Source organism: Streptomyces sp. NBC_01304 (genome assembly GCF_035975855.1).
Taxonomy (GTDB): domain Bacteria; phylum Actinomycetota; class Actinomycetes; order Streptomycetales; family Streptomycetaceae; genus Streptomyces.
This window is the reverse complement of record NZ_CP109056.1, coordinates 224,947-237,824: the sequence shown is the minus strand read 5'-3', so window position 1 is coordinate 237,824 and position 12,878 is coordinate 224,947. Positions and strand designations below refer to the sequence as shown.

The following is a 12,878-nucleotide window of genomic DNA, read 5'->3' as shown; positions in this document are numbered from 1 at the left end:
GGTGAACCCCTGGCCTTCGGCCAGGGGGCTCGCGCCTGCGGCGCTTCGCGGGTGTGTACGGTGAACTCCCGTGCTTCGCACGGGAGTTGGCACGCCTCCGGCGTGCTGGCCCCGGCCGGCGGCCGGGGTGCACGGGCGTTGCCCGTGCTGGTGGGGGGTGTTGGGGCGCTCCGCGCCCCTTGGGTTGGTGGGTGGGTGAACTCCTGTGCTTCGCACTGGAGTTGGGCGTTGGTTCGTGATGCTTCGCATCTCGAACCGGTTTGGTGGGGGCCGGAGCGCTCCGCGCTCCGGTTACTGTATGTGATGTGGGTTGGAGGTGATCGGTGATCTTGTAGGGAGCGCTCCGCGCTCTACAACACACCGGTGAAGAACGAGACTTCGAACCAGCAGCAAGATCGAGGGGTGTACCGTGCTCCACACGGAGGGTCGGCCCCGATGAGGCCGGCCGGTTCGGCAATCAGTAACCCGGGGACACGGCGCCTCGTTCACACAGTGGGCGCCGCTGGGGCTCGCCCCCGGTGTCACACCGTGGCAGCGCGCGGTCAGCCGCACCCGGGCTGTCAGGCAAGGCGCTCGATGTGGGCAAAGACGGCGGTGTCCGCGAGGCCGTCGAACTGGCGCTCCATGAAGTGGTGGACGAAGCGGTACGTGCCCGGCCGTACATCCACGACGTCTTCTTCAGCGTCGCCCCCTCGGGCCTTCCAGTCCTCGAAGTCAGCGATCGAGTACGTCCAGATATCGGTGCCGATCACCGCCAGCTTCTGGCCTCCCGTGAATCCGCTCGCGATGACGTACTCGTCCGGGCCTGTTCGGTACAGCCCCGGGCAGCTGTTGCCCACCGGGCCGAAGGCGCAGCCGGCGGCCGCCATGATGGCGACTGCCTGTTCCTGTTCGCGGGCCGATCCATAGCTGGTCGTGACCTTGTCGCGCCAGTCGTAGATCGGGCTCAGGTCGTCCGCGACGACGAGCTTTCCCGACGGCACGCTGAGGGTGATCTCGGTGGTCACTCCTGCCGCGTACGGGCAGGGGTTCACGAGCTCGACGGCATCCGCGGTAACCCGTATCTCTGGCAGCCACTCCCCGCACATGTCGCAGCTGTTGGTGATGTCGAAGACAACGGGCTCCTCGTCCCCTCCCGGACGGTAGACCCGCACCTCGTCCAGGGGTGAGATCAGGTGGCCGTTGGACTTCAGCGGCAGGGTTTCAAGACTCATGCGGTGCGCGCTCCTTGGCGTCGGTCTCGGCTCAGGCGTTGTTCGGGCAGGTGGTGAGCGAGGCACCGCCAACAGAGCGGCGAGGTCCTCGGGGTTCGCCGTCTAATCCGCTGGCCTGGCGAAGGCAAACGGTGAGAAGTCCCGGATCACCAGACGCTCTCCTGGCTTCAGGGGGATCGAGTTGCGGTCGCGGGTGGTGAAGGTGCAATGGCCACCGCTGAAGCCGCTGTGCTTCCACTTCAGGTTCGAGCACTGGAGGGTTCCGCCGCCCGAGGCCATCCTGATGATGCCGTTGGCGCAAAGCGGGCAGGGTATCCGGCGGTGTCCAGGTCCAGGGTTGAGGGCCATCTGTGTTGCTCCTTCTGTCTGGAGGACCGGGATCGGGCCTTGATCTACGCCGTGAATGCTCGGGATGCCTGAAACGCTCGAATTCACGGCCGCCGCAGGTTGATGTGGACGCGGGAGACACGCAGGCCGCTCACTCGGGAGGCGGGGCGGGGCCTGTCGCACACCTGACACTTGGGTCGGCGCCGCGCGTTGTTGGTCTCGCAGTCGGAGCACTTCCAGATGTTCATCAGCTCTCCTGAATCGGCGGTGCCCGCCCGATGTCCGGGCGGGCACCGGGGTGGCTAGTCCTTCTTGGCCGGCTGGTGCCGGGGAAGACGGCCATTGGTCTTGAGCTTTCGGGTGTCTCCGCAGGAGGGGCAGGCGGCCCAGTTGCCGCTGTAGGTGCGGCGGATCTTGCCCTCTGGCTTCTCGTCGGTGCCGGGGCATCCCTCGGGCTTGGGCTCGCCGACGGTCCACTCCAGGGGCGCGCTCGGGTAGCAGATGGTGCAGAGGTGAGGGCCGTGCTCGGCAACGCAGTCGGCCTCGGTCCGGCCGGACATGTCCGGGATCCATGCCGTCTGTGTCGTCGGCCGGATGCTCTGGCATCCCCGAGACGAGTGGATGTGCCCACCGTTGGCGACGACGATCAGGAACCGGCTCCACTCACCGCGTCGTACGAACTCCGAGTTGATGCGCGCCATCGGGGCCTTGCTGGCGGCCAGCTTCCGGCGGGCGCCGTCCAGGCGGTCCAGGGTGGCGCTCAGGGTCTTCTGATCCCAGGAGCGCAGGGTGTTCGCCTCGTACAGAGTCCGGGCCTTCTGCTCGGCCTCCTCGTCGCTGGTGGGCCACGGGTTCCAGCTGGTGGCCTGCTTCCGCTCTCCCAGGGCCCGGTGGAGCGAGTCGATGGCTCGCTCTGCTGCGGTGTCGTGGGTGGCCATGTACAGCTCCAGGGCGGCCAGGAGGGTGTCGATGTCCGGCGGGGTCATCGCGGTGAGCTGCTCGGCCGTGACGGCGAGGGCGTCGCGCAGGAGTTCCTTCGGGCCTCGAAGTTCGGCATCTACCTGAGGGCCTGCAACGTGTACGTCCTCAATCAAGTTCGCCATTGGCCTCTCCCCTCCATGTGTGCGGGTCGTCTCCCGCTCCGTTATTCACTAATTTACCCGCTCTAGATCTTCTCGTCAAGTTTTACGCGTCTTCTCTTGAGGGTGTCACTGGCTGGCATCACCAGCAGAGGGCCGCGCTCACGGGCAACGGCTGCCCCGGGCATCCGTGCGGGTTGCCGGTGTCACGCTGTCACGCGCAGGCACGCAGAAGCCGGATGAGGGCGTTTCCCGCAGGTCAGAGGCTATTTCTGAGGGTGCGTGACAGGTTGTGTGACGGCCGGTGTGACACCCGGTGTGACAGGCCGGCCCGGGCTTGAGGAGGGGGACACCACCACATCATCGAAACGCACCAGTACGCCGCGGACTATGAACGGGCCGTAGGGCCGGTGCTCTCGCGGCCTTCGACGCCGAACACCCGCAGATCATCGCGGCCTTGGCGGAACGGAAGGCGGCCGACGTTCGCCGCCGCCCGGAGAGCGACTGACCGCTCGTGCCGGGGCCGGTGCCACACCGGGACCCGGCCTGACTCCGAAGGCGGGAAGGCCTCCAGGGGTGCGGTCAGGCGACAGGGTCCTGCCAGCGGGACGCGGCCGCGCGGACCTGGCGCACCTGGCTGACGGACGTCGGGCTCAAAGTCGCCCGGCCTTCGCTGGTCTCCCGCTGCATCTGCTCGACGAGCCAGCGCGTGTGTCGGCGCGGGAAGATCCGCCCGACGAAGACGCGGGCGCCGGCCAGGCAGTCGGCGAAGTCGTCGACTGCTTTCCGCAGGGCGCGGGCATCGGCGTCTTCGGTTGCGTACTCCACTGCGCGGGCGGTGACGACGAGCCGCCGGCTGACTCGGCGGACCTTCATCACCAGGCGGTGGGCCCATACGGCCGTGAGGACCGCGAACATCAACGCCACCACGAGCAGGGGGCCGCTGTCGGGGCCGAGGTCGGCCACTGAACGCAGGCCGGCGCCAACGAAGCCCGTGGACAGGAGTGCACAGGCTGTCGCGGGAAGAACGGCGGCGGCAGTGAGGCTCGACTTCCAGATACCCCCGTCTGCCTCGGGCTGCTCCCGTGACGTAGTTGCTTGCGGCGGCTGTTCGGCGATCTCCATTGCTCCCCCTGTCAGTTCATGCCGTGGCCCACGGGGCCGCTGTGGCGGTTGGACGTTACCTGAATCGCTGGTGACGGCCGGGCCCGGCTGTCCTGGCCTGGGCCAGGACAGCGGCACCCAGCGGGCTCACGCGGCCTTCCGCTCGCCCTCACCGTGCACCGCGACCCGCAGGGCCTGCAGCGCCTTGTAAGCGCCGTCGGGGGCCTCCCAGCTCAGGACGCTCCCGACCTCGTCGAGGAGGGCCGTGAGGTCCTTCCGGGCGATCTCGACCGTGACCGTGTCGGCAGGCGCCGCCTTGGCGGGCTCGGCGGGCTTCGTCTTGGTGCAGACACAGACGCAGGGGCACGCCTCGCGGCAAGTGACGCACTGCTGCCATTCGCAGTGTCCGCACGGGAGGTGCTCGTGGGGGAAGCAGTTGCAGTCGAAGTCCTGGGTGTTGGGCACGGTTGGCTCCGCTCGCAGAAGGGGGGTGGGGGTCCGCCTCTCGCCCCCTCATTCACTAATTTACCCATCCAGAGAGTTTCGGTCAAGGTTTACGCGTCAGTTCTCGATTGTGTTCCGCCTGCGCTTGTCGTCGAGATGCTGGCTGCCGCCGGGGCGGCCTGCCCAGGAGCCGGTGTCACGGCGTCACGCCCCGATCCGGGGAATGCCGGTGAAGAGCGTTCGCCGAGGTCAGAGGCGGATACCGGGCGGACGTGACAGTCGGCGTGACGCGCGGCGTGACACGTCGGAGCAGGGGCGAGCGAGGGGACACCACATCGGGCGAGGCCGGGCCGGCCGGGGCAGCACGTAGCGCCCTGAGGCGGTAAATGCCTCAGGGCGCTACGGGTGTTCGGCGATCGCGCGCCCCGCGTCGGGGGCCATCACCACTGGGCACCAGCACGGCGCGACAGCGGGCGGTTGCGGCGCCGGCTGAGCTGGGTCATCGGCTCATGGCCTGCGCCTTGCCGCCTGGCCGTCCGGGACCTGGCGCTTCGGCCACTGTCGCGTGGTCGCCGCCCGGCTCGGCCTGGTCGGGCCCGGTGATGTTCGCCACGGTGGCGGCGTACATTCCGGCCCGGTGCTCCTACGAGGATTCGAACCTCGATTTCCGGGTTCGTAGCCCGGTGTCCTATCCGCTGAACGACAGGAGCCTGTGCAGAGGTGGCAGGAGTCGAACCTGCGGCGCCCGGCTTTGGAGACCGGCGCTCTAGCCGCTGAGCTACACCCCTTCGCGCCCTCCGCCGCGGTGGAAGCGAGTCGGTGCGCGGCCGCGAGGCCGTGCGGGTCGCTTGTCTCGCGCCGGAGGGACTACTGCCGGCGGGCACCGGCCGCCCGGAGGGGTGGATCCGGGCGACCGGGCCGCGCTGGTTCCCTGCCCCTGGGCTGAACCAGGGGCAGAGGGCCAACCTGCCTGCGGGAGATCCCGATCCGGAGCCATAACGGGCCTGCCCCGGTGGCTCGCCCTGAAAGGGCGGCATTCGGGGCCTCAGCGGCCTGTCAGAGGGTGTGACCGGATTAGCTGGCCGTGCTGCGCCGTGCGACCCTCCCCGGGGGGAGAAGTCGAGCCGCACAGCAGCGTGGACGGACGGGATTCGAACCCGCTCCTCCCCCAGAGGGGGGTGCAGCCATACACCACGTCCCAGGGAAACCGTCGCCTCCCCTTCAACTCACCCTGGCGATCACCCATTGCGAGTCCGTTCAATGTGCCGGTGTGTGCCCGCTCAACGGGGCTGTGCCTCTGGAGGCGCACACACCGACACTTCGCGACACGAGGGGAGCCGAACCCCTGGCCTCCCCCTGGCTTAGAGGGCGCTCTTCCAACTGAGCTACGCGTCTTGCCAGTTCCACGGACCGGCCGATCCGTATCGCTGACTTCACGGGAGGAGCGGCCGCCCTTCCCGATGAGTAAAACTATACCCGAGCCATCGTTATACGGCAAGTTTTACGCGTCGCTCTTGTTCGAGGTGTGCCATTCCCAGAGCTCGAGGGCGGACGCCAGGTTGCCGCACCACTCGGTCTGACGCCCGGTGCGGCAGATGTCCAGGCCGGGGTCACACTCGCACCTCACGCGGAACTTGCCCGCGTGACGGCTCACTACGGCCTGGACGATGTGACCACGGTGGACGCCCTCCTGGACCTCCACACACATGGCCGCCTTCATCTGCTCCCGCGTGACGACGACCAGCCGCTCGACGTCTTCGAGGCTGACCCAGCTCCGCCCTCCGGGCGTCTGCCGAGTCGTCTCCGCCACCCACCGGCCGAGCCGGTAGACCGCGCCGACCTCACCGGCCCACTGCTGTTCCGGGTAGTTCTGCAGCACCAGGTCCCCGCGGCGCACCTGCGGCGCGTCCGCGAGCCGGCGCAGCTCCGACATGTGGACCTCGTCGCGGTCCCGCTCTCCGGACTGCGCGGGCTCGACCTGCCAACGGCCGGGCTTCGGTGTGTACGCCATCAGTTCCCAGTCCCCGGGGCGGCCGTCGAGGGCGACGAGGTCGCCGACCTGGAACCGGTCCCGCCCGATCGTGGCCGGCCGGGTCCAGCCGGCCTCTTCCGGGGTGGGGAACGTCGGGTCGCTCAATGAAGTGCCTTCCTGGGCAGGAGCGAACGCAGGCTCGGGAGGTGTTCGGGGCCCGCCGGCTACTGCGGGTGCGTCGCGTGCCACACCCCCGGGAGATCCGGGCTTCCCGCCATGCCGGGCGTCCACTCGACGGACGTGACGCCGTGGTGGAGGCGCAGCGTGCGCGCTGCCGCCTCGTACGGCGGCTCGCTGCCGGGATGCTCCGCGCGGGTGGCGATGTTGTGGACTGCGCAGCCGCGGCCGTTCGGGTTGGTGAAGCCGGTCTGGAGCTGCCAGTTCGTGCCGCCGCGTACAAGCAGGATGCGCGGGTGGTGTTCCGTGGGCATGGGGCCTCTTTCGTCTCGGGGTCGGTTGCGGTGGTGTGCGTGCCGGGGCTACGCGTCGGTGTCGGGGACGGCGGTGAAGACGGCGAGCTCGAGGACGAACAGGCGGCCGCAGGCGGGGTGGGAAACCTCCTCGCCCCACTGCGGCAGCGTGAACCAGTCCTGGCAGCGCTCGCAGTACACCGAGTAGTTCGCCGCGCGGGTGGCGGTGGCGATGTTCTTCTTGAGGGGCAGGCGCAGGATCGCCTTCGGGGTGTTCCGCAGCCGGTGGATGATCAGCGACCGCAGTGTGTCCTGCTCGGCGCCGCGCGAGCCATTGGGGCTGATGCTCTTCGAGAGTCGGAAGTCGCGCGAGGACAGGCGCATGTGCGTCTCCTGGGGGTCGAGGTGTTCGGGGGTCCGTGCGGGCGCACCGGTGGCGGTGGCGGCGCTGAGGGGCTCTCCGCCGTGGTTTCGAACCACGTCCCTCGACGCGGGGGCGACCCGGCCGAGCATGCTGCCTGTTACACCAGCGGAGATCGTTCTTCGGTCAGCAATCGTGTGCCGAGTGGCCCGTCACGCCTCGGTACGGACGGTGGCGTGGCGGGCGACCCGGCGGGCCCGGCTGTTCGCCGGGCCTGCGGTGGCGTCAGGCCGCCTTCGCGTCCTGCGCCTCGAAAGCGCGCGCGGCCTTGTGGAGCTTCTGGACGTCGAAGTAGTGGTTCATGGCCTGGGTCTCGACGGGGATGCGCCCGCCCTCCTTGGAGAGGCGGATCCAGATCTTCCGGGCGCGCTTGACCTCCGCGCCCAGGACCTCGGAGGCGGGCTTGCTCAGCGCAGGCTCGCGGTCGCGGATCGGGAGCCACTGCAGGGCCGCGTGGACGGCGTCGGTGACGGCGTCGCGGGTGATGCCCGCGGTGTCGGCGGCGTAGGTGCGGTGCGGAGTCAGCGCCTCGCGCACGGCGTCCAGGCTGGGGAAGCGGCGCGGGGTGGTGGTGTTGGGGTAGGTGTGCGCGCGGGCCGCTCCGGCCACGCCCTCGACGTCGACCTCGCTCTGGGGGACGTTCAGGCGCTTTCCGGTGGCGTGCAGCATGCCGTCGAGCATCTGGGGAGCGGAGTCGTCGCCCCACGCGATGTCGCGGACCATCTTGATCCGGCCGTCGCGGTAGAGGTTGGTGACCATCATGACCGCGTACTCCGTCACCGGCACGGTGCGCAGGTTCCTGCCCGGGGTGCCCACGATGTGGCTCAGGCTCATTTCCACGATGACCAGGTCGCCTCGACGGACTCGGGTTGCGGGCTGCTTCGTTGCGGTGGACGTGGCCATGGGGCGCTCCTTGGGTGGGACGGTCGCAGTGGCCGGGGCGGCGCTTGCACCCGCCGCCCTGACATTCACTAATTTACTCATGATGCGACCTCACGTCAAGCTTTGCGCGTCACGCATTCTGAGTGGAGGGCCGGGCGCTCCAACGGGCCTGGGTTCCGCTGAGGCTGTGCCGCCGGCCCTACATGCGCAGCGAGCGGCTATGGCGGTGTCACGTTGTCACGGGGCGGGGCCCGCATGCCCCGTGAGAGGCAATCGCAGAGGTCAGGGGCGGTTTCCTGGGTGCCGTGACAGCCAGCGTGACACGCGGCGTGACAGGCCGAGCAAGGGGCGGGGAGAGGACACCACTTGACCGCCAGGCCGGGTAGGTCCGAGGCCGAGCTGCTCAGACGGGGGAGGTGATCGCCACCTCGTCCGCCGGGATTCCGTGGTGTACGGCGACCGCGTTGTGCAGTGCGGCCGAGCCCTGACCGACCGTCTCGAACAGGCCGTCGCGGACGAGGTCGTCGCGCCTCGGGAGCAGGTAGGTGACGGGCTGGCCGAACGGTGTGGAGCCCTCGCCGCCGGCGAGGGCGAGCGCGGGGAACGGCCCCTCGTGGCGGGTCATCTGGTGACCGTTGTAGGTCCAGAACTCCTCAAAGCCGGAACCGGGTTGCAGGACACTGAAGCCGTCGCCGATCCGGAAGGACCGCAGCCGCCGCAGCCGGTAGGCCGCGGCGATGGAGCGGTCATGACCCTCCAGGGTCTTCCAGTCGCGGTTGACGTCGAACACCGCCCGGGCGTGCCAGAGTTCGCCCTCGGTCCAATCGCTGCGGCTGGCGTACGAGTAGACGCGCAGCATCGGGTGCTCGGGCCGGAACCAGGTGGTGAAGCTGTCAGGGGTCGTGTTGTGCCACACGGTGATGCGCATGAGGACGTGTCTCCAGGGATCGGGGTCGGCGGGCTGGACCGCGGGCCGGCGCGGGCGCCCGCGTCGTCAGGTGAGGCGGAGCGGGCCAGGAAGGCCGTCGAGGGCGGGGCCCATGCGAAAGCGCTACGGAGCGTCGGCGGTCGCGTCGGTCGAACCCATGGGGACGTAGCGGCAGTTGCCGCTGTGGATGGTGTTGTCGGCGTCCTGGTGGACGAGCCAGCCCTTGAAGCGCCGGGTGGCGACGACGTGGCGGACGCCGGCGGCGGTGACGGTCCCGCGGACCTGGCGGCCGTCGAGGAAGAGCGCGTGCGGCGCGTCGACGACGTCCTGCGGGTGGGGTGCGGCGTCTCGGGCGTAGCTGTTGGAGTCCTCGCCCAGGTTCCTCACGGTGGCGGTGACCTGGCGCAGGGTACGCACCTTGCGGGAGTCGACGACGCTGAAGACGGTGGCGTCCTCGAGCCGGCCCCGGGAGCCCTTCCGGGCGTTCCTGGTCCACAGCATGGTCATGTTGGCCGATCCGATGGCCCGGCCCAGCTCCGTACCGGCGTAGGCGACGGGGACCGGAATGCTGACGTGCACGATGTGGCTCATCAGGGTGTCGCCGGCGGTGGTGTCCACGGTGACGTTCAGCCCGAAGGCGCGTGCCAGCGTGATGAGTTCGTCGGCGTTCGGGATGCCGGTGCTGGGGTCCTCGGGGGCAGGTGCCACGGGGCTCCTCGATTCTGGATGGTCCGGCGTAGCTCTCGCCGAAAGGGCGGACAGGCGCGCCGGTGGTCGCGTTCGGCAGCGGGCGCTGCACAGAGATCAGGTGCGGCGGGGCCCGGCCACGGCGATCGTGGCCGGGCCCCGCGCGGGGTCAGCGCCGGGCCGCCCGCTTGAAGGTGCGCGTGTAGTCCTCGAACCGCGCCTTGGCGATCGCCGTACGGTCCAGCGTGCGCAGCACGATGCCCTCCGGGCGGCCGGTGCCGCCGTCGTCGAGCGCGACACGGGTGGTGGGCAGGTGCTTCGTCAGGAACTCCTGCATCTCCTGCAGGCCCGTGGGGATCTCGTGCGCCGGGAAGCTCCCCAGGCGCGGGGTCAGGGGTATCGCGTTCTGCTCGGCGAGCTCGGTGAGCTCCTGCTCGGTGTGGAACGACTGGCCGCCGCTCTCGCGCCACGTGGAGATCGCCTCGTCCGGGAGGTCCAGGACGCTCGGGTCGATGCTGACGACGTCGAAGAGGCGGTAGCCGACGGCCTTGGTGCCGGTGTACTCGCCGCTCGCCTTGGTGACATCGCTCCCGTATACCTCCAGGAAGTACACGCGGATACCCGCCTCGGGCGCGGTGATGTGGTCGGCCAGGTCCCGCAGCGCGTCCACGATGCCGAGTGCCGGGTTCGCGATGAGGTCGCCGCGAGCGTAGAGGAGCTCCTTGCGGCTGCCGATGACGTAGTCGCCGTTCGGGAAGACGACGATGCGCGCGTTGGTGCCGTCGACCTTCTCCGTCAGCACGACCTCGCCGTCGAACAGCACCGTCGGGTCCAGCAGGATCCCCCGGTCGATCTCGTGGTACGTGGAGATGGAGGGGTACTTGGTCGCCGAGTTGAGCGACGTCAGATTGAGGACGCGAAGGTTGATCACAGGATGCTCCTTGCGGAAGGTGGATGGCCCGGCCGGGGAACCCCTCCGGCCAACAATCACTAAATTACCCGACCCGCTGCCTCGCGTCAAGTTTTACGCAGCGCTTCACGGGCAGCCCTCGCGCGGCGTATAACTTGCCTAGTGGCTGCATAGCGAGTAATTTAGTGATTGCGTGGCGGTGCAAGCGCCTCGCAACTCCTGCGATCCCCGGCCCCTTTGGAGCACCTCTGTGACTGCCCTCATCACCCCCGCGCCCGACGGCCACCTCTCCATCCCCGAGCGGGCCGCGCGCTACAAGCTGGAGCTCAAGGAGGGCCGCGGGTGGGACGAGTGGCAGGCCATGGACGACGTCGCCATGCCCGACGGCGCCCTGTCCGGGGCGGGCTCCGAACTGGCCGCCTCCGTCTTCCTGGTGGCCAGCGAGGGCATCGCCTTCGTCGACGACGGGGTCCTGACCATCACCGGCGAGCGCATCAGCTTCCGCCTCACGCCCGACCCTGAGTGGCAGCGCCTCACGCCCGCGCACCCGCTCGCCCCCCGCTACAGCGTCGAGGCGACCCAGGCGGGCCGCGGCAGCTGGACGACCCAGGGCCTCGGCAAGACGACGGCCACCGCGGACGAGGTTCGCGAACTGGCCGAGGTCTGCCTGCGAGGCCGCGGAGACGCGGCCGTGCACCCCAGCGGCGTCATCATCGTGGACGGCGGCGCGGTGAACCTGGCCCTGCGCCTGACCCCGATCGCCGAGCCGTCGTTCCGGCAGGAGCGTTGGACCTCGCGCGACGTGGCCAAGTACCTGCGCAAGCATCTGCGTCGGGCCTTCCCCGGGCAGAAGATCTCGGTGCGCTGCGGCCGCGGCACGGTCGCCGACAACCTGAGCATCAAGTGGACCGGCGGCCCCACCGTCGAGCAGGTCGCGGCCATCTGTGAGCCCTGGCAGGGCGCGGACTTCGATGTCGAGAACCACCGGATGATCGAGCGCGAGCCGGTGCTGTTCGCCACCGAGGAGGGCGACCTCGTCGAGATCCGCCCGCTGACCGATCTGTTCACCTACACCCGGTCCCGCTCCGAGGCGGTCACCGAGCAGGCGAAGTGCCTCGTCGCGCGCGAGACCGAACGCGCCTGGGACGCGGTGCACTTCGCCCCGCGCGCCTTCACCTTCCAGGGCCGGACGTTCTGGGGCGACAACGCCCTGGAGCAGCTGAACCAGGTCATGGACGCGCTCGAGGCCGGCGCCATCAGCGTGGCGTGACCCGCCGCCGGTGCGGGGCCCATGCCCGGCACCGGCCTGGCGTGGCCGGCCGGAAGTCGGCCGGCCGCCCCTCTCGCGTCCCCACCAACTTGCCGAGGAGCCTTCCCGTGCCGCTCTTTCTCCCCGAGACCCACCCGTACAGCCCGAAGGGCCCGGACGGGCAGGGCTGGAACCGCCTCTCCCTGAACGCCCACTTCGAGACGCGCAATCAGTGCGGGCTGCTGCCGATCCGGTACGCCACGCTGTTCGAGTCGCGGACCGGGCGCCAGCGCTGGGGCGGGTACGAGCGCTGCTCCGAGGGCGGCGCCTGCGGCACCTGCCCCGTCAGCAACCTGGCCCTCGATCACCGCCCCCTGGCCGACTGGCCGGCGGCAAGTCCGCTGTTGCTGGGGCGCGTCAAGCCGTGGCCACTGGCCTCCGGGATGCCCTTCTCGGACCCTGCGGGCGGGCGCAGCGATGTGCACCTGGAGACCTGGCAGGGCGAGGACACCGGCGTGAAGGTGGACTGGCAGTCGCTTCGCAACGACTTCGATGCCCGGATCGGCTGGGTGTTCAGGGACAACGACGACGAGGTGTTCTGGATCGTCCGCGACAACCCCGCCGCCGGGTCGGCCCTCGTCCGCACGAAGCGCTACGCCACCCTGACGCGGCATGCGCTGTACGGCGGGCCCGGGCAGGGGCGGGTGGCCCTGTTGTCCTGTCACGGCGGGTGCGCCCATGAGGACCATCACCTTCAGCACCTGGCCGCCGATATCGCCAGCCTCGGGGCCGGCGAGCTCGCCCAGTCCGCGGCCGCGCTGCCGCCGGCACTGCCCGGGACGCCCAGAATCACGTTCGGGCAGGAGGGTGCGCGCACCGTCATGCGGTACGAGGCCGGGCGTGATCACCCCCGCTCAACCCTGCACATCAGCTGGGACAACGCGCCCCGCGGTCTCGGCGGCGGCGCCGCGGCGGCGGTTCTCGCCCACGCCGTACGCCTCTGCGCCGCTGGGTGACGGCCGCGGCGGCCGCGCCTGTCACGGTGCTCAGGACTGTCCCCCGCCGTTCCTCGGAGAGGCGCGTTTTCGCAGGTCACCCCTGTCATGCTGGCCAGCGTGACAGGGGTTCGTGACACAGGCCGTGACGCCTCAGCCGCTGCGAGGTCCTTGGCCGCGCAGGTTGAGCGGCGCC

15 protein-coding genes and 3 tRNA genes are annotated in these 12,878 nt (G+C 69.8%); 2 read left to right on the top strand and 16 right to left on the bottom strand.

Features of this window, described 5'->3' with window-relative positions; translation table 11 throughout:
- Positions 1-560: 560 nt before the first annotated feature.
- The 16 genes from OG430_RS48825 to OG430_RS48750 form a co-directional block, all read right to left on the bottom strand.
- On the bottom strand, positions 561-1,214 hold the full coding sequence (locus tag OG430_RS48825) for a hypothetical protein (protein WP_327359777.1): 654 nt from the start codon (positions 1,212-1,214) through the stop codon (positions 561-563).
- 102 nt (positions 1,215-1,316) lie between these two features.
- Entirely contained in the window at positions 1,317-1,562 is a 246-nt protein-coding gene (locus tag OG430_RS48820; RefSeq protein WP_327359776.1) for a hypothetical protein, read from the bottom strand.
- A gap of 281 nt (positions 1,563-1,843) precedes the next feature.
- A complete protein-coding gene (locus OG430_RS48815; RefSeq protein WP_327359775.1) occupies positions 1,844-2,644 on the bottom strand; it encodes a hypothetical protein in 801 nt (266 codons plus the stop codon).
- Positions 2,645-3,202: 558 nt separating this feature from the next.
- A complete protein-coding gene (locus OG430_RS48810) occupies positions 3,203-3,745 on the bottom strand; it encodes a hypothetical protein (RefSeq protein ID WP_327359774.1) in 543 nt (180 codons plus the stop codon).
- Positions 3,746-3,871: 126 nt separating this feature from the next.
- Positions 3,872-4,189, bottom strand: a complete 318-nt coding sequence (locus OG430_RS48805; RefSeq protein ID WP_327359773.1) for a hypothetical protein — start codon at positions 4,187-4,189, stop codon at positions 3,872-3,874.
- A 478-nt stretch (positions 4,190-4,667) separates the two neighbouring features.
- The gene (locus tag OG430_RS48800; RefSeq protein ID WP_327359772.1) at positions 4,668-4,796 is read right to left on the bottom strand and encodes a hypothetical protein; all 129 of its coding nucleotides are present in this window, start codon (positions 4,794-4,796) and stop codon (positions 4,668-4,670) included.
- Between the two features lie 10 nt (positions 4,797-4,806).
- Positions 4,807-4,878: transfer RNA gene (locus tag OG430_RS48795), tRNA-Arg, on the bottom strand.
- A gap of 5 nt (positions 4,879-4,883) precedes the next feature.
- A tRNA-Trp gene (locus OG430_RS48790) sits at positions 4,884-4,956 on the bottom strand.
- 534 nt (positions 4,957-5,490) lie between these two features.
- Positions 5,491-5,563, bottom strand: a tRNA-Ala gene (locus tag OG430_RS48785).
- A gap of 106 nt (positions 5,564-5,669) precedes the next feature.
- Positions 5,670-6,305 carry a hypothetical protein gene (locus tag OG430_RS48780; RefSeq protein WP_327359771.1) on the bottom strand — a complete coding sequence of 212 codons (636 nt, stop codon included), beginning with the start codon at positions 6,303-6,305 and terminating at the stop codon, positions 5,670-5,672.
- 59 nt (positions 6,306-6,364) lie between these two features.
- A complete protein-coding gene (locus OG430_RS48775) occupies positions 6,365-6,631 on the bottom strand; it encodes a hypothetical protein (RefSeq protein WP_327359770.1) in 267 nt (88 codons plus the stop codon).
- A gap of 48 nt (positions 6,632-6,679) precedes the next feature.
- A complete protein-coding gene (locus tag OG430_RS48770) occupies positions 6,680-7,090 on the bottom strand; it encodes a hypothetical protein (RefSeq protein ID WP_327359769.1) in 411 nt (136 codons plus the stop codon).
- 166 nt (positions 7,091-7,256) lie between these two features.
- Positions 7,257-7,934 (bottom strand): hypothetical protein, encoded by a 678-nt coding sequence (locus OG430_RS48765; RefSeq protein ID WP_327359768.1) that lies wholly within the window; start codon positions 7,932-7,934, stop codon positions 7,257-7,259.
- 382 nt (positions 7,935-8,316) lie between these two features.
- On the bottom strand, positions 8,317-8,841 hold the full coding sequence (locus OG430_RS48760; protein WP_327359767.1) for a hypothetical protein: 525 nt from the start codon (positions 8,839-8,841) through the stop codon (positions 8,317-8,319).
- Positions 8,842-8,964: 123 nt separating this feature from the next.
- Positions 8,965-9,549 (bottom strand): hypothetical protein, encoded by a 585-nt coding sequence (locus OG430_RS48755; RefSeq protein ID WP_327359766.1) that lies wholly within the window; start codon positions 9,547-9,549, stop codon positions 8,965-8,967.
- Between the two features lie 148 nt (positions 9,550-9,697).
- Positions 9,698-10,459: an RNA ligase family protein gene (locus OG430_RS48750; RefSeq protein WP_327359765.1), complete on the bottom strand. Its 762-nt coding sequence runs from the start codon at positions 10,457-10,459 to the stop codon at positions 9,698-9,700.
- A gap of 229 nt (positions 10,460-10,688) precedes the next feature.
- Between OG430_RS48750 and OG430_RS48745 the strand changes: the two genes are divergently transcribed.
- The gene (locus tag OG430_RS48745; protein WP_327359764.1) at positions 10,689-11,708 is read left to right on the top strand and encodes an LPD29 domain-containing protein; all 1,020 of its coding nucleotides are present in this window, start codon (positions 10,689-10,691) and stop codon (positions 11,706-11,708) included.
- Positions 11,709-11,815: 107 nt separating this feature from the next.
- The gene (locus OG430_RS48740; RefSeq protein WP_327359763.1) at positions 11,816-12,703 is read left to right on the top strand and encodes a hypothetical protein; all 888 of its coding nucleotides are present in this window, start codon (positions 11,816-11,818) and stop codon (positions 12,701-12,703) included.
- Positions 12,704-12,878: the final 175 nt, after the last annotated feature.

Excerpts from the sequence above, each read along its gene's own strand:
- OG430_RS48825 (WP_327359777.1), bottom strand. The coding sequence starts at position 1,214 with ATGAGTCTTGAAACCCTGCCGCTGAAGTCCAACGGCCACCTGATCTCA.
- OG430_RS48820 (WP_327359776.1), bottom strand. The coding sequence starts at position 1,562 with ATGGCCCTCAACCCTGGACCTGGACACCGCCGGATACCCTGCCCGCTT.
- OG430_RS48815 (WP_327359775.1), bottom strand. The coding sequence starts at position 2,644 with ATGGCGAACTTGATTGAGGACGTACACGTTGCAGGCCCTCAGGTAGAT.
- OG430_RS48810 (WP_327359774.1), bottom strand. The coding sequence starts at position 3,745 with ATGGAGATCGCCGAACAGCCGCCGCAAGCAACTACGTCACGGGAGCAG.
- OG430_RS48800 (WP_327359772.1), bottom strand. The coding sequence starts at position 4,796 with ATGTACGCCGCCACCGTGGCGAACATCACCGGGCCCGACCAGGCCGAG.
- OG430_RS48775 (WP_327359770.1), bottom strand. The coding sequence starts at position 6,631 with ATGCCCACGGAACACCACCCGCGCATCCTGCTTGTACGCGGCGGCACG.
- OG430_RS48765 (WP_327359768.1), bottom strand. The coding sequence starts at position 7,934 with ATGGCCACGTCCACCGCAACGAAGCAGCCCGCAACCCGAGTCCGTCGA.
- OG430_RS48760 (WP_327359767.1), bottom strand. The coding sequence starts at position 8,841 with ATGCGCATCACCGTGTGGCACAACACGACCCCTGACAGCTTCACCACC.